10 protein-coding genes and 1 tRNA gene are annotated in these 16,655 nt (G+C 65.3%); 6 read left to right on the top strand and 5 right to left on the bottom strand.

Annotation, left to right across the window (positions count from 1 at the left end):
* Nucleotide 1: 1 nt before the first annotated feature.
* The 5 genes from mce to gltB form a co-directional block, all read right to left on the bottom strand.
* Nucleotides 2-412, bottom strand: a complete 411-nt coding sequence (gene mce / locus EXQ71_09145) for a methylmalonyl-CoA epimerase (GenBank protein MSO87669.1) — start codon at nt 410-412, stop codon at nt 2-4.
* Nucleotides 412-1,761, bottom strand: a complete 1,350-nt coding sequence (ccrA, locus tag EXQ71_09140; protein MSO87668.1) for a crotonyl-CoA carboxylase/reductase — start codon at nt 1,759-1,761, stop codon at nt 412-414. Before ccrA ends, mce begins: the two co-directional genes overlap by 1 nt.
* Before the next feature lie 66 nt (nt 1,762-1,827).
* A complete protein-coding gene (locus EXQ71_09135) occupies nt 1,828-2,676 on the bottom strand; it encodes an alpha/beta hydrolase (GenBank protein ID MSO87667.1) in 849 nt (282 codons plus the stop codon).
* Between the two features lie 30 nt (nt 2,677-2,706).
* A complete protein-coding gene (locus tag EXQ71_09130) occupies nt 2,707-4,164 on the bottom strand; it encodes a glutamate synthase subunit beta (protein MSO87666.1) in 1,458 nt (485 codons plus the stop codon).
* 71 nt (nt 4,165-4,235) lie between these two features.
* Nucleotides 4,236-8,777, bottom strand: a complete 4,542-nt coding sequence (gene gltB, locus EXQ71_09125) for a glutamate synthase large subunit (GenBank protein ID MSO87665.1) — start codon at nt 8,775-8,777, stop codon at nt 4,236-4,238.
* A 257-nt stretch (nt 8,778-9,034) separates the two neighbouring features.
* On the opposite strand from gltB, the gene EXQ71_09120 reads away from it, so the two are divergent.
* The 6 genes from EXQ71_09120 to EXQ71_09095 all read left to right on the top strand — a co-directional run bounded on the left by EXQ71_09120 (nt 9,035) and on the right by EXQ71_09095 (nt 16,465).
* Nucleotides 9,035-10,216 (top strand): acetyl-CoA C-acetyltransferase, encoded by a 1,182-nt coding sequence (locus tag EXQ71_09120; protein ID MSO87664.1) that lies wholly within the window; start codon nt 9,035-9,037, stop codon nt 10,214-10,216.
* A gap of 110 nt (nt 10,217-10,326) precedes the next feature.
* Nucleotides 10,327-13,032 carry a type I DNA topoisomerase gene (topA, locus tag EXQ71_09115; GenBank protein ID MSO87663.1) on the top strand — a complete coding sequence of 902 codons (2,706 nt, stop codon included), beginning with the start codon at nt 10,327-10,329 and terminating at the stop codon, nt 13,030-13,032.
* Nucleotides 13,033-13,049: 17 nt separating this feature from the next.
* The gene (locus tag EXQ71_09110; protein MSO87662.1) at nt 13,050-14,624 is read left to right on the top strand and encodes an MFS transporter; all 1,575 of its coding nucleotides are present in this window, start codon (nt 13,050-13,052) and stop codon (nt 14,622-14,624) included.
* Complete coding sequence (gene tmk, locus EXQ71_09105) at nt 14,621-15,235, top strand: dTMP kinase (protein MSO87661.1); 615 nt, start codon at nt 14,621-14,623, stop codon at nt 15,233-15,235. Before EXQ71_09110 ends, tmk begins: the two co-directional genes overlap by 4 nt.
* Nucleotides 15,196-16,344 carry a hypothetical protein gene (locus EXQ71_09100; GenBank protein ID MSO87660.1) on the top strand — a complete coding sequence of 383 codons (1,149 nt, stop codon included), beginning with the start codon at nt 15,196-15,198 and terminating at the stop codon, nt 16,342-16,344. Before tmk ends, EXQ71_09100 begins: the two co-directional genes overlap by 40 nt.
* Nucleotides 16,345-16,389: 45 nt before the next feature.
* Nucleotides 16,390-16,465: transfer RNA gene (locus EXQ71_09095), tRNA-Thr, on the top strand.
* The last annotated feature ends 190 nt before the right edge of the window (nt 16,466-16,655 follow it).

The following is a 16,655-nucleotide window of genomic DNA, read 5'->3' as shown; positions in this document are numbered from 1 at the left end:
CTTATTCCTGCACCAGTTCGATCAGGGTGCCGAAACTGCCCTTGGGGTGGACAAAGGCCACCGTGGTGCCTCTGCTCCCCGGGCGGGGCACCTTGTCGATGGCGGTGGCCCCGGCGGCGATCATGGCGGCGAGAGCCGTCGCGCAATCGTCCACCCGGTAGCCAACATGGTGCAGGCCCTCGCCGCGCTTTTCGATCGACCTCGCGATGGGGGAGTCGGGACGGGTGGCTGCGGTAAGTTGAATGAAGGAGTCGGCCACTTTGATGAGGGCTTCCTCCACCCCGTCGCTCTCTACGATCTCGCGATGGTGGACCTCGGCTCCGAAGGCCTGCTGGTAATAGGCAATGGCTGCCTCAAGGTCGCGAACGGCGATGGCGATGTGGTCGATTTCGGTGAGTAACCCTGAGGTCATCAGAGTTCCCCCCGGGCGTGGCGCTGGAACAAGGTGATCTTGTCCTCACCGATCTGCTCCCGTTTCTCCGGGTCTTGGACGCCGAGGCCGGGGGTGGGGGCGAGGCATCGCACGGCCAGTTTTCCTTCGGCCTCGTTGCGATGGACGGAGCGGGCTGCCTCGCCCACCTCGGTCAGGTCGTAGGCCGCCGACATCACCGGCTGGATCTTGCCGGCGATGATGAGGCGGTTCATGTCCCATGCTTCCTGATAGTTGGCGAAGTGGGAGGAGACGATCCGCTTCAGTTTCATCCAGAGGTGTCGGTTGTCGTATTCGAGCATGAACCCGGAGGTGGCGGCGCAGGTCACGATGGTGCCCCCCCGCTTGGCGATGAAGACCGAGGCCCCGAAGGTGGAGCGGCCGGGGTGCTCGAACACGATGCTCGGGTCCTCACCGATGAGGCTCCGCACCTTTTTGCCGAGTCGCCGCCATTCGCCCTCGTCCTGGGTGTGTTCGTCCTTCCAAAACTGGTAGCCCTCGGCGGCCCGGTCGATGGTGGCCTCACAGCCCATGGCTTCGAGCAACTTGGCCCGCTCGGGGCTCGACACCACCCCCACGGGGGTGCCACCGCCGTTGAGGATGAGTTGGATGGCGTAGGCGCCGATGCCGCCGGTGGCGCCCCAGACGAATACGGAGTCTCCCTGGCGCATCTGGGCGGCATGGCGGCCCACCAACATGCGGTAACTGGTGGAGGCGCAGAGGCCGTTGACGGCACTTTCCTCCCAGGTCAGGTGCTCGGGTTTGGGCATGATCTGGTTGGCCTTCACCACGGCGAGATCGGCGAGTCCGCCGAAGTTCGACTCGAAGCCCCAGATGCGCTGGTTGCTGGCGAGCATGGCGTCGTCATGGGCGGAAGGGTCTTGGTCATCGAGGTAGTTGCAGTGCACCACCACCCGGTCGCCGGGCTTCCAGTTCCGCACCGCGGAGCCCACCCGAAGCACCACGCCTGAGGCATCGGAGCCCACAACGTGATGATCAAGGGCGTGGCGTTTACCCCACGCCGACTCCTTGCCGAGTCGGTCGAGGAAACCGAAGGTGGACATGGGCTCAAAGATCGATGTCCACACGGTGTTGAAGTTGATCGAACTCGCCATGACCCCGAGGTACACCTCGTCGGGGGCCAGTTCGGGGGTAGCCACCTCGCCCACATGGAGCGATTGGCGCGGGTCCTTGTCGGCGGACGCCATACCCTCCCACATCGTCTGCTCACTGCGCAGCACGTGGGCGGCGCGGTAACTGTCGGGGATCGGGATAGCGGCGATGTCCTCACCGGACGCGCCGCCTTCGATGGCTTCGAGGAAGTTCTGCATGGGCGGAAACCTAGTGATCTTGCGCCGCCAAGGGCGAGCCGCATCGCTGCGGAGCTCGGTGCGTCCTCAAGACGCCAGAAACGAACGAAGAATCTGCTCGGTCGTGTCGGGTTCATCGCGGTGGGTGCCGTGGCCGGCACCCTCCACGATCTCGAGCCGACCCACGCCCTCGGGGAGCAGAGAGAGGATCTCGATCGAGCACTCGGGCGGGGTCATGGGGTCGTCGCGCCCGGCGAGCACCAGCGTGGGGGCCTCGATGAGCGCAACGTCCGGGCGGAGGTCCATGTTGAAGAAGTCCTGGTGGAAATGCTGGAGTACGCGATGGTTGTCCCAGGCCCGGCGGGGCCCAAAGTCGCTGGGGTGATTGTTGTAGAGCGGCAGGTTCAGCCGGGCGTAGTCGGCCCAGGCCTCTGCGCTGGTGTCGCCGTCGCGGTAGACCCGCAGGTAACTAGCGGCGGCGGCCTCCCCACCCCGCTCGGCGAAGCGCGACGCGCAAAGGGCGGTGTCGCGCCGAGCAAGCGTGCCCGACAGCACCAGATGGGAGGGGTGCTGTGGGTGGCGGGCGGCGTAGTGGATCGCCACGAACCCACCGAAGGAAAGCCCGAGCACGGCAGGGTGGGTGATGTCGAGGGCGTCACATAGCCGCACTACGTCGTCGGCCCAGGTGTCGAGGTCCCATCCCGACGGGTCGCGACGTCCGTCGCTGCGTCCCTGGCCGCGATGATCGACGTAGAGCACTTGGTGACTGTCAGCGAAGCGGTCGAAGTACGGCCGGAACGAGGCGTGGTCGGAACCGGGCCCGCCGTGGAGACACAACAGGGTGGGCTTGAGCACCATGGCCTCGGCGGTGGGGAGCAGAGCCGAGCCGACGCTGTCTACGAACAGGCGCACCCCGCCACCGATATCTACCCGCATGGCGGCACGCTAGCGGTGTCCGATGGCGGACTAGAGAAGCGGTCGGTCGGTAGGGGCGATGATGGCCGGTAGGGCAGTGTCGCCCATGAGGTAGCGGTCTACTGCGGCGGCCGCGCTGCGTCCCTCGGCGATGGCCCACACGATGAGGCTCTGGCCGCGCCCGATGTCGCCAGCCACGAACACGCCGCTGACGCTGCTGGCGTAATCGTCGTTGCGGGCTACGTTGCTGCGCCCATCAAACTCCACCCCGAGTTGGTCGAGCAGGCTGTCTTTTTCCGGTCCAAGGAACCCCATGGCCAGCAGGACCAGTTGGGTGGGGATCTCGCGTTCGGTGCCCTCCACCTTCTCGAACCGGCCGTCAACCATCTCCACCTCGTGGAGGCGCAGGGCCTGCACGTGGTCGTCGCCGTCGCCGAGGAAGCATTCGGTGTTGACGGCGTATACCCGCTCGCCGCCCTCCTCATGGGCCGAGGTGACCTTGTAGCTCATCGGGTAGGTGGGCCACGGGTTGGCGTTGGGCCGACCATCCACCGGCCGGGCCATGATCTCGAGTTGGGTCACCGAGCGAGCACCATGACGGTGGACGGTGCCGAGGCAGTCGGCGCCGGTGTCGCCGCCACCGATGATGATCACGTCTTTGTCCTTGGCTGTGAGCGGTAGGTCGGCCAGGGTGAGGTCACCTTCGACGGCCTTGTTGGACCACGGCAAGAATTCCATGGCCTGGTGCACACCGTTGAAGTGGCGGCCGGGTACCGGAAGATCCCGCCAGGCCGTGGCCCCGCCGGCGAGCACCAGCGCGTCAAAGTTGGCCCGTAGTTCACCCACGCTGAGGTCTACCCCTACGTTCACCCCGGCCCGGAACTGGGTGCCTTCAGCCTCCATCTGATCGAGGCGACGGTCGAGGTGGCGCTTTTCCATTTTGAACTCCGGAATCCCGTAGCGCAGCAGGCCACCGATGCGGTCGGCCCGCTCGAACACGGTCACGGCGTGGCCGGCCCGGGTGAGTTGCTGGGCGGCGGCGAGGCCGGCGGGGCCCGAACCAATGACGGCCACCTTCTTGCCGGTAATCACCGCGGGGGGCACGGGAACAACCCAGCCTTGGTCCCAAGCGTGGTCGATAATCGACACCTCAACCTGTTTGATGGTCACGGGGTCTTGGTTGATGCCCAACACGCAGGCACCCTCACACGGCGCCGGGCAGAGGCGGCCGGTGAACTCGGGGAAGTTGTTGGTGGCGTGCAGGCTGTCGATGGCGTCGTGCCACCGATCCCGGTACACGAGATCATTCCAGTCCGGGATGAGGTTCCCGAGCGGGCAACCGTTGTTGCAAAAGGGGATGCCGCAGTCCATGCAGCGCGAGGCCTGTGTTTGTAGGTGGTCCTCGGGGAAGGGCGCGTTCACTTCTTTCCAGTCGCGCAGCCGAACGGGTACGGCCCGGTGCTCGGGGAGTTCCCGGTCGTGCTTCATGAAGCCTTTGACGTCACCCATGGGACTGACACCTCGTAACGAACCAGCGGGCGGGGGGCGGGCGGTCCGGAGACATAGTTGCTCCAGGCTGGCTATCCATGAGCCGCCGCCATGATTGCGGTGTCCACGTCGAGGCCGGATTCTTCCGCGATCCGGGCCGCTTCGAGGACCCGCTTGTAGTCGCGCGGCATCACTTTCTTGAAGCGACGGACCTCGCTATGCCAACGTTCGAGCAACTGGTGGGCCCGGGCCGAACCGGTGGCTTCCTCGTGGGTCCGCAGGGTGGAGCGGAGCCACTCGCTGTCGTCGGAGTCGAGCGGTTCAAGTTCCACTAACTCAGCGTTGAGGCGTCGGAAAAACGTGTCGTCCGGATCGTGCACGAAGGCCACCCCGCCCGACATCCCCGCGCCGAAGTTCCGGCCGGTGGGTCCGATCACTACGGCTCGACCACCGGTCATGTACTCGCAGGCATGGTCACCCACGCCCTCCACTACTGCGGTGGCGCCGGAGTTGCGCACGCAGAACCGCTCGCCCACGATGCCCCGGGCAAAAAGTTGGCCTCCAGTAGCGCCGTAGAGAATCACGTTGCCGGCGATGATGTTGTCTTCGGGCACGAAGGAGGGGTGCGAATCTTCCGGCGGGCGGATGATGATGCGGCCTCCCGATAGGCCCTTACCGACGTAGTCGTTGGCGTCACCTTCGAGTCGCAGGGTGATGCCGCGCGGCAAGAAAGCCCCCAGGCTTTGTCCGGCCGAGCCAGTGAGGTTGATGGTGACGGTGTCGTCGGGGAGGCCGTCGCCGCGATAGTGCTTGGTCAACTCATGGCCCAGCATCGTGCCGACGGCCCGATGCACGTTGCGGATCGCCATGTTGATCTCCACAGGCTCGCCCTGTTCGAGAGCGGGGGCGGCTTGGCGGATGAGTTCGTTGTCGAGCGCATGCTCGAGACCGTGATCCTGGGTGCCGGTGCAATGGAGGTCCTGGGCGAAGGCGGATTGGGGCTGGTGGAGAATCGGCGACAAGTCAAGCCCGCTCGCCTTCCAGTGGTCCACGGCCACGCGCGTGTCGATGCACTCAACGTGTCCGATGGCCTCGGCCAGGGAATGGAACCCGAGGGCGGCTAGGTACTCGCGAACCTCCTCGGCGATGTACTCGAAGAACGTCTCCACGAACTCAGGCTCTCCGGTGAAGCGGGCTCGCAACTCGGGATTTTGTGTGGCGATGCCCACCGGACAGGTATCGAGGTGACAGACGCGCATCATGATGCAGCCCGAGACCACCAGCGGTGCGGTGGCGAAGCCGTACTCCTCGGCACCGAGGAGGGCCGCCACGATCACGTCCCGGCCTGTTTTCATCTGGCCGTCGGTTTGCACCACGATCCGGTCGCGGAGGCCGTTGAGGAGCAGAGTCTGTTGGGTCTCGGCCAAACCGAGTTCCCAGGGTGCCCCGGCGTGCTTGAGCGAATTGAGAGGGCTCGCCCCGGTGCCGCCGTCGTGACCGGAGATGAGTACGACGTCGGCCTTGGCTTTGGACACACCCGCCGCCACGGTGCCCACGCCCACCTCGGCCACCAGTTTCACGTGCACTCGGGCGGCGGGGTTGGCGTTCTTGAGATCGTGGATGAGTTGTTTCAGGTCCTCGATCGAATAGATGTCGTGGTGGGGGGGCGGGGAGATCAGGCCAACACCGGGGGTGGAATACCGCGTCCGGGCGATCCAGGGGTACACCTTGCCGCCCGGCAGTTGCCCGCCCTCGCCGGGTTTAGCGCCCTGCGCCATCTTGATCTGGATGTCGTCGGCGTTGGTGAGGTACTCCGATGTCACCCCGAAGCGACCGGAGGCCACCTGTTTGATGGCACTGCGGCGGGCCGGGTCGTAGAGACGCTCGGGGTCTTCACCACCCTCGCCGGTGTTGGATTTTCCACCGATGCGGTTCATGGCGATGGCCAGGGTCTGGTGTGCCTCCATGGAGATCGACCCGTAACTCATGGCTCCGGTGGAAAAGCGTTCGATGATGGCGCTGGCGGGCTCCACCTCGCTGATCGGGATGGCCGGGCGATCCTGGCCATCCAGTTCGAACAAGCCCCGCAGGGTGGCGAGTCGGCGGGCTTGATCATCCACGAGAGTGGTGTATTCCTTGAACACGTCGTAGCGCTTGGTGCGAGTGGCGTGTTGAAGTTTGAACACCGTCTCCGGGTTGAAGAGGTGCACCTCACCCTCGCGCCGCCATTGGTACTCGCCGCCGGCCCACAGCTCGCGATGGGCGGCTTCGGTGGGGCGGGTGGGATGGGCGAAGCGGTGCCGACGGGCGACTTCCTCGGCGAGCACATCGAGGCCCACGCCACTGATGCGACTGGTGGTGCCGGTGAAGTATTTCTCCACGAGGTCCTCGGCCAGTCCAATGGCCTCGAAGGTCTGCGCCCCGGTGTAGGAGGCCAAGGTGGAGATACCCATCTTGGACATGATCTTGAGCACGCCTTTAGTGCTGGCCTTGGCGAAGTTCTTCACGGCTTGGCGCTTCGTGATGTCGGTGATCACGCCGTGATCGATCAGATCTTCGATGGTCTCGAAGGCCAGATAGGGGTTGATGGCGGCGGCGCCATACCCGATCAGCAGCGCCATGTGATGCACCTCGCGGGCGTCGCCACACTCCACGACGAGGCCAACCTGCGTGCGGGTTCGCTCTCGGATCAGATGGTGGTGCACCGCGGAGGTGAGCAACAGCGACGGGATCGGGGCCAGCTCCGTGGAGGAGTAGCGGTCGGACAGCACGATCAGGGTGGCCCCGTCAGCGATGGCCGCGCTCACCTTGGCGCGCACTTCCTCCAGGGCCCGCCGCAGGCCCTCGCCGCCTTCGGCCACGCGGTACAGGCCGTCGATGGCGAAGGTTTTGAAGCCGGGCATGTTGTCGTCGTCATTGATGTAGAGCAGTTTCGCCAACTGCTCGTTGGAGATGATCGGGTGGGGGAGCACCACTTGGCGGCACGAGCCGGGGCCCAGGCGGAGCAGGTTGGATTCGGGGCCGATGGTGCCGCCCATCGAGGTCACTAGTTCCTCACGGATGGCATCGAGCGGTGGGTTGGTGACCTGGGCAAAGAGTTGCTGGAAGTAGTCGAACAGCAGGCGGGGGCGATCGGAGAGCACCGCGACCGGGGTGTCGGTGCCCATCGAGCCGATCGGCTCGGCGCCGGTGCGGGCCATTGGCGCGATGAGGATCTTGAGTTCCTCGGATGTGTAGCCAAACTCTCGCTGGTGGGTTACGACCGAGGCGTGTTGGGGCGTGAGGAACGCTCGGCCGGGAAGGTCGTCGAGGTGCACGAGCCCGGCGTGGAGCCACTCGCTGTAGGGCTGCTGGGCGGCGAGGGCTTCTTTGATTTCGTCATCGCCCACGATGCGTCCGAGCTTCGTGTCGATGAGGAACATGCGCCCTGGCTGGAGCCGGCCCTTCTGTACCACGGTGGCGGGATCGATCGGCAGGACACCAACTTCCGATGCCATCACCACCAGGCCGTCTTCGGTCACCCAGTAGCGCGACGGTCGCAAGCCGTTGCGGTCGAGCACCGCTCCGATCACCGTGCCATCGGTAAAGGCGATTGACGCCGGGCCGTCCCACGGCTCCATCACCGAGGCATGGAAGCGGTAGAAATCCCGCTTCCAGTCGGGCATGGATTCATGGTTTTCCCAGGCCTCGGGGATCATCATCAGTACGGCATGGGGGAGCGAGTAGCCGCCGAGGTAGAGGAGTTCGAGTACCTCGTCGAAGCGGGCGGTGTCGGAACTGCCCGGCGTGCAGATCGGGAACGCCCGGTCCAGGCCTTCGATGAGATCGGATTCGAGCAGGGCCTCGCGAGCCCGCATCCAGTTCTCATTCCCCATGACGGTGTTGATCTCGCCGTTGTGGGCCACGAAGCGATAGGGATGGGCGAGCGGCCACGACGGGAAGGTGTTGGTGGAGAAGCGGCTGTGCACGAGGGCCAGAGCCGATTCGACCCGTTGGTCGGTGAGGTCGGTGAAGAAGGCCCCAACCTGGTACGAGATCAGCATCCCCTTGTACACCATCGTGCGCGCTGAGAGGCTGGGGAAATACACCGGACCGCCCTCGAGGGCGAGCTCGTGTTCCACCCGTTTGCGCACCACGAAACACTTGCGATCCAGCGCAATGTCGACCAGCGGGCGATGACCTTCGGCCACCCCCAGGAACACCTGGCGGAACGATGGCTCTACCTCGACTGCCTGCCGGCCGATCATGCTGTCGTCGGTGGGAACGTCGCGCCATCCCAGGACCTGTAAGCCCTCGGCGGTGGCGATCTTTTCGATGCCGGCCATCGCCGCCGCTTCCACCACGGGGTCCTGCGGGAGGAACACCATTCCCGTGGCGTACGAGCCGGCCGGGGGCAGCTCAAAGTCCACGACGTCGCGCAAGAAGCGATCGGGGATCTGGATGAGGATGCCCGCCCCGTCGCCCACGTTGGGCTCGGCGTTGGTGGCCCCTCGGTGATCAAGATTGCAAAGGGAAGCCAGGCCGAGGCGCACCGTCTCGTGGCTGCGGCGCCCGTGCAGGTCGGCTACGAAGGACACCCCGCACGCGTCATGCTCGAAACGCGGGTCGTACAAGCCTTGTTTGGTGGGCAACATCAAGTTCGATTCCCCCGGGGAGCGGTGGATCAGCGTTCAGGTCCAAAGCTCTGCGGTGGGACGACGATGGCCCGCTGCAGCGGTAGACACCTTATCGACCGGGCGGGGCATTGGGCCAGCCGTTATCACCCCGGGGGCAAATCTGGGTCGCGCCGAGGGGGCGGGGACGGTGCCGTTGCGACGTCGTCTGGCCGCGGCGGTCGGGTGATCGGTACGATGCAACCCTCGTATCTCGACGTCTCTTTGGGGGAAGTTGTATGGCTGGTTCCGTGATTCTCTCAGGCGCTCGCACACCCATCGGCAAGTTGTCCGGTGCTCTGGCGGGGTTCTCGGCGGCCGAACTTGGCGGCTTCGCCATCAAGGAGGCCCTGCTCCGGGCGGGCCTCACCGGGGAGCAGGTGGATTACGTGTTTATGGGGCAGGTACTTCAGGCCGGAGCGGGTCAGATCGCGGCACGTCAGGCCGCCGTGCATGGCGGTATCCCGCTGTCGGTGCCGGCGAGCACCATCAACAAGGTGTGTCTCTCGGGACTGAACACCATCCATCTCGCCGATCAGATGATTCGCTCGGGCGAGGCCGACATCGTGGTGGCTGGAGGCATGGAATCCATGACCCAGGCGCCCTATCTGCTCCCCGGTGCCCGCGCTGGTTTCCGCATCGGTGATCAGAAAGTGGTCGACTCGATGATGTTCGATGGTCTCTTCTGTGCCTTCGATCAGGTGGCGATGGGTGCCGGTACGGAGAAGTACGCCGCCTCGGCGGGCCTGGCCCGGGAGCCGCAGGATGCGCTGGCGGCGATGTCCCACGAGCGCGCCGCCCGGGCCGCCAAGGATGGGCTCTTCGATAACGAGATCGTGAAGGTAGAGGTACCCCAGCGCAAGGGCGATCCGGTGATCTTTGATACGGACGAAGGGGTTCGGGGAGATACCACCGCCGAGTCGCTTGGCAAACTGCGCCCGGCGTTCGACAAAGCCGGCAACATCACGGCGGGCAACGCTTCGCAGATCTCCGACGGCGGTGCAGCGGTCATCGTCACCTCCATGGCGATGGCTGAGAAACTCGGTAGGCAGCCCCTGGGTGAGATCGTGGGCTACGGCCAGGTGGCCGGCCCGGATCCGTCGCTCCTCACGCAGCCCGCCCGCGCGATCAAACAGGCGGTGGAGCGGGCCGGGAAGTCGGTGAGCGACATTTCGTTGTTCGAACTCAACGAGGCGTTCGCGGCGGTGGGTCTGGCCTCGATGGCGGATCTCGGCATTAGCGACGACATCGTGAACGTGAACGGCGGGGCTATTGCCCTCGGTCACCCCGTGGGCATGTCGGGCACGCGCGTGGCTCTCACGATTTTGCTGGAACTCGCTCGCCGGGGTGGTGGCCTCGGGGCCGCCGCGCTGTGCGGCGGAGGCGGTCAAGGCGACGCCATTCTTCTCCAAACCTTGTAGTCCTCAACGCATCCTGCGGGGGGTTGGTACCGGCCCCCTAGTGGCCAAAACCCGCTGGGAACCGGGGGGTTGTTTGACAAGGTGGCAGGGGTTGGGGCCAATGTTGCGCCGTGGCAAAGCCGCTCGTGATCGTCGAATCCCCAGCCAAAGCGCGAACCATCGAGGGTTTCCTCGGCGGTGAGTTCACCGTTTTGGCGTCGATGGGACACATTCGTGACCTATCCCCCAAGGGCCTTAGCGTCGACGTCGACAACGACTTCGCCGTGGAATATCTGGTGCACGCCAGCAAGAAGGATGTGATCGCCAAGTTGCGGAAAGCGCTGAAGGGCGCCGACCAGCTCTATCTCGCCACTGATGAGGATCGTGAGGGCGAAGCGATCTCATGGCATCTGCTCGAGGTGCTCAAGCCGACGGTGCCGGTGAAGCGCATGGTGTTTCACGAGATCACCAAGGCGGCGATCGAGCAGGCCATTGCTGAATCCCGTGACATCGACTACGGCCTCGTCGACGCCCAAGAGAGCCGTCGTATCGTGGATCGCCTCTATGGCTATCCGCTGTCGGAGGTGTGCTGGCGAAAGATCCGCCAGGGGCTTTCCGCCGGTCGGGTGCAGTCGCCCAGCGTCCGTCTTGTGGTGGAGCGGGAACGAGAGCGGATGGCTTTTGTGGCGGCCGGTTATTGGGACCTCAGCGCCGCCTTCCCCACTGATCCAGCCTTTACGGCGTCGCTCGCCACCATCGACGGCCACCGCGTGGCCGGCAGTCGCGACTTCAACGCCCAGGGCGGCACGAAGCGCGACGACATCGCCATCCTCGACGAGGTGAGCGCGGCGCGTCTCCAGAGCGGGTTGGCGGACCAGGCCTTTGCCGTGGCGAACACCGAGACGAAGCCGTACAGCTCTCGCCCCAAGCCGCCCTTCATCACCTCAACCCTTCAGCAGGTGGGTGGTTCCCGTCTGCGGATGAGTAGCCGCCAGGTTATGAGCCTGGCTCAGGGACTCTACGAAGACGGCTATATCACCTACATGCGAACCGACAGCACCACGTTGTCCGGTACCGCCATTGCGGCCGCCCGGAAGGTGATCGGGAGTCAGTTCGGACCCGATTACCTCACCGACACGCCTCGCGCCTACGCCAAGAAGAGTAAAAACGCGCAAGAGGCCCACGAGGCTATTCGCCCGGCGGGGGACACGTTCCGGACCCCCGATCAGTTGCGGGGGGAACTCCGCGGCGATCAACTGCGGCTCTACGAACTGATCTACCAGCGCACGGTGGCGAGCCAGATGCCCGACGCCCGGGGCAACACCGTCACCGTTCGCATCGGTGCCACTACGGCCGATGGAGTGGCCACCGAGTGGACGGCATCGGGCCGCACCATCACCTTCCCCGGGTGGCAGGCGGTGTACGGATTCAAAGGCGAAGACGATGCTGAGGAGAGTGGCGACGACACGGCCAGACTGCCGAATCTGGAGCAGGGCCAGGCGTTGCCAAACCCCTTGGTGCAAGCTGCCGGTCACACCACCCAGCCCCCGTTCCGCTACACGGAGGCCACCCTGGTGAAGATGCTGGAGGAAAAAGGCATCGGCCGTCCTTCCACGTACGCATCGACGATGGAGACCATTCAGGCTCGGGGCTACGTGTGGAAAAAAGGTCAGGCTCTCGTGCCCACCACCGATGCCTTTGCGGTGGTGAAACTGCTGGAGGACCACTTCAGTCATCTGGTGGACTACGAGTTCACCGCCCGCATGGAAGACGATCTCGATGAAATCGCCGGCGGTCGTCAGGCTCGCCTTCCGTGGTTGACGCACTTCTGGTTTGGCGACGACGGCCGGGGCGTGAAGGGCCTCAAGGACAAGGCTCTTGAAGAGGCCGATGCGGAGGCCATCAACACGATTCCGCTGGGGGTCGACGACGACGGTGTCCCGATCGTTCTGCGTAACGGTCGCTACGGCCCGTACCTCAAGCGTGGTGAGGAAACGGCCTCGATCCCCGAGGATCTGCCGCTGGATGAACTCACCATGGAGCGCGCGGTGGAGATCCTCTCGGCCCCCAAGGGTGGCGAACCGCTCGGCGAGGACCCGGATACGGGCCTGCCGGTGTTCGCCAAGAGCGGACGGTTTGGGCCGTATGTGCAACTGGGCGACGCCGAGACCCTGCCCGATGGCGTGAAACCGAAGATGTCGTCGCTGTTCCAGACGATGTCGCTGTCCACGCTTACCCTCAACGATGCGCTTGCGCTGCTGCGGTTGCCGCGGCTGGTGGGTGCTCATCCCGCCGACGGTGGCGACATCATCGCGGCCAATGGCCGCTACGGGCCGTTCGTGAAGTGGGGCGAGGAAACCCGCAGCGTGGACCGCGAGGAGCAACTCTTCACCATCACGGTGGAAGATGCGGTCAAGGTGCTGGCCGAGCCGAAGAAGTTCGGCCGCCGAAAGACCGCCCCCGCCCCGCCGCTCAAGGAACTGGGGAACGACCCAGTGTCGGAGAAACTCGTGGTGGTGAAGGACGGGCGCTTCGGGCCGTACGTCACCGATGGTGAGACGAACGCCAGCCTGCGCAAGGGCGACTCGGTGGAGAACGTGACGATCGAGCGGGCTGCCGAACTTTTGCAGATTCGTCGCGATGCTGGCCCGGTGAAGAAGACGGCCCGGCGCGGCGCCACCAAGAAGGCCACCAAGAAGGCCACGAAGGCCACGAAGGCCACGAAGGCCACCAAGGCCACCAAGGCCACGAAGGCCACCAAGAAGGCGATGGGCATCAAGGCGGCCCCTGGGCCACCCCGCCCGCCGATGCCTGATGGCCCGGCTACGGACGTCTGACCCCTAACGTGGAGGGCATGGCGGAAGCGCGCCAGGTGCCGCTGCCCGGGCTCGAACCCTCGGACGGCAAAGTGCCCATCGACCCCAGCCTTGGCAGCGATCAAGGCGAAAGGGTCGGTTTCCGCGTCCGGATATTCGGCTCGCCCCAGTTCTTCCACCTCTGGCTCACGCAGGTGGCCTCCTCCATCGGTGACTGGCTGGGATTCCTCGCCATCGCGTCCTTGGCTGCCTATATCGGTGGTCAGAAGGGCGCGGCTACGGCGGTGGGGTTGGTGATGTCGGCGCGCATCATCCCCGGCTTCTTCTTCGGTGCCGCATCGGGGGTGGTCGCCGATCGATTCGACCGCAAACGCGTGATGGTGTGCTGCGACCTCGGACGAGCGGCGGTGTTGCTCACCCTTCCCTTCGTCGACACGGTGTTCGGCCTAGTCGTCGCCTCGTTGGTGCTGGAGTGTTTCACCCTGTTGTGGACCCCAGCGAAGGAAGCGTCGGTGCCCAACCTCGTGCCGGCCAGCCACCTCACTACGGCCAATTCACTGTCACTGGTGGCTGCCTACGGCACGATGCCTATCGCCGCCGGGTTGTTCTCGGTGCTTGCCGGTATCAGCGCGGCCCTGGGCAAGATCGACGCCTTTGACGCCTTGCGCACCAATCAGGTCGGCCTGGCCTTCTACGTGGATGCCGCTACCTTCCTGCTCTCGGCCTTCATGATTTCCAAACTCACCCTCCCGAAGAACGAGCGCAAGGCTTCGGCGGACGGGCGGCGCATGGATTTCGGCCAGGCCTTCCACGAACTCAAGGAGGGGTGGAAGTTCATTTTTGTGAACCCCGTCGTGCGGGCAGTGAACGTGGGTCTCGCCACTGGACTGGTGGGTGGGGGCATGTTGGTGCCGCTCGGACCGATCTTCGCTGATCAGGTACTCGATGCCGGCACGGCGGGCTTCGGGCTGTTGATCTTTGCGCTCGGTTGCGGTGTGGCGGTGGGAGTGGTGCTGCTGTCGGTGTTCCAGCGCCACATCCCCAAGGCGCGGGTCTTCACCTGGTCGGTGTTCGGGGCGGGCGCGTCCCTCATCCTGGCGGCTTCGATGTCGGCGCTCGGCGCCGCCTCGTTGTTCGTCGGGATGATGGGGGTGTGCGCCGGGTCGGTCTACGTCCTGGGGTTCACCCTGTTACACGAGAGCGTGGACGACGAACTGCGAGGTCGGATCTTCTCGGCGTTGTACACGCTGGCGCGCTTCTGTGTGCTTATCGCTTTTGCGGTGGGCCCCTTCCTCGCCGCTGCCTTGGGGCGGCTGAGTCAGAACTTGTTCGGCGGCGCAGTGGATATTGGTGGGGTGAGTGTGGCCATCCCCGGGGTGCGTCTCACCTTGTGGCTGGCTGGCGTGATCATCCTGGGGGCGGGGGTGCTGGCGGTGTTATCGCTCCGGGCCGGACAGGCCTACACCGTTGCGCTGAGCGACGAATCCCCCAGTGCTCTCGACAAGTTTCTGCTGCAAGAGGGTGCCGAACTGGTTTCCGGTCTCACGGCGCCCATTACTGAATCTCGCCGCAACTATGAGCGTGAGGCAAAGGAACACGAGGCCGACGAATGAGCGGCTACCTGATCGCCTTTGAGGGCGGGGAGGGGAGTGGAAAGTCCACCCAGGCTCGCCGCTTGGCCGCCCGGCTTGGGGCAAGCGCGCTCTTCACCTTCGAGCCGGGCGATTCGGTGCTGGGGGCGCAACTGCGTCAGTTGCTCCTTGATACTGAGGCTCTGGCGATCAGCGATCGGGCCGAGTCGCTGCTGATGGCGGCGGATCGCGCTCAGCACGTGGTGGAAGTGATCCGTCCGGCGATGGCGGCCGGCCGCACGGTCATCACCGATCGGTACGTCGGGTCGTCGGTGGCGTATCAGGGCTACGGCCGCCAACTTCCCGCCGGCGAGGTGGAGCGGCTTTCGCGCTGGGCTGCCGATGGGCTGTGGCCCGACCTCGTGTTCCTCCTTGAGGTCACGCCGTCGGTGGCCGAACAGCGGCTCGTTCGGGCTAAGGACCGGGTGGAGTCGGCGGGGGCTGCGTTCCATCAGCGGGTGCACGACGGCTTCTTGCGCCAGGCCATCGAAGATCCAGATCGTTGGGCGATCATCGACGGTACGCAGGATGAAGACCGCGTGGCCGAGCAGATTTGGCAGGTCATCAGCATCCGCTTTCCCGACCTGGTCTGAAGGTTGGGCACCGACCGGGTGCTGGCTGGCATGCTCTCGGAGTGACCGCGGCCGCTGAGATCGATGTGTGGGCCGATGTAGTGGGGCAGCCCCAGGCCGTGGCCCACCTGAGTGCGGCGGCGGAGGCCCCGGTGCACGCTTATCTGCTGGTGGGTCCATCGGGGTCGGGAAAACGGGTGGCGGCCCGGGCCTTCGCTGCGCTCCTGCTTTCCGCCGATTCCACGGGTGAGGAGGCCCACCGTCATGTGCAACTGGCGCTGGCCGAGAAGCACCCCGATCTGCACATTTTTGAGGCCACTACGGCCCAGGGGCGCATTGATGTGCCTACGGCTAAGGCCATCGTGGCTAAGGCGGCCCGCTCGCCCGCCGAGGGCAATCGCAAGGTTCTGGTGTTGGAGGACTTTCATCTGATCGACCGGTTTGGCGCCATCCTCCTGAAGTACGTGGAGGAGCCGCCGGCGTCCACGTTCTTCGTGATCCTGGCCGAGGATGTGCCCCCGGAGTTGGTAACGATTGCCTCGCGCTCGGTGCGGATTGATCTGGGTCCCGTGCCACTTGCCGCGGTGGTTGAGCGGCTCGTCGCCGAGGGCATTGCCCCCGATCAAGCCAGTGAGGTGGCCGCCGCCGCCGCCGGTGACCTCGATCGGGCCCGCCTGCTAGCGACCGACGCCCGTTTCGCCGTGCGGGCCGCGGCGCTCTCGGCGATGCCCGCTCGCCTCAACGGCACGGGTGCCCGGGCGGTGGAGATGGCCCTGGAGGTCAAGGGGTTGATCGACGATGCCCAACAGGTGATTGATCAGCGCCACGAGCAGGAAGCCGTCGAACTTCAGGAACGGATCGAGCGCTACGGGCAGCGGGGGAGCGGAAAGAAGGAGCTTGAGGATCGTCACAAGCGCGAGGTGCGGCGTCATCGCACGGCCGAGCTCCGTTTCGCCTTGGCCACCTTCGCCGGCGTGTATCGCGACGCGCTGGCGGTGGCCCGCCACGCCGACCAGGTGGTCGATGCCATTCACCGCATTGAGGAGGCTGCAAGGGCTCTGCACCGGTTCCCGAATGAGAGCCTCCTCCTGCAGGCACTATTCGCCCAACTGCCGGCAGTGGACCGGTAGCGCCTTGTTGGTGGGCCAGCGGCCTCGGGTAACCTGCCGGATCCCGCCCGGGTAGCTCAGTTGGTAGAGCAACGCACTCGTAATGCGTAGGTCAGGAGTTCGACTCTCCTCTCGGGCTCAAAGTAATCCCTGGTAGGGGCCGATTTCCGGCCAACGGCGCACGTGGCCTCTCGGTCGTCAGACCAGTAGCGGACCAGGAGGTACCCGCCGGGTCGCCCCCGAGCATGTTCTTTGATGGCCCGCTAGGGAGAGCGAAGGCGGTTTGCGATGCGTACCCGGTGAGCGCTGCGTGCTTCGCCTACGCCTTGCCG

Source organism: Acidimicrobiia bacterium, from assembly GCA_009694375.1.
Classification (GTDB): Bacteria; Actinomycetota; Acidimicrobiia; order Acidimicrobiales; family VFJN01; genus VFJN01.
The sequence above is the reverse complement of the archived record's forward strand: the minus strand, read 5'-3'. Positions and strand labels throughout refer to the sequence as shown.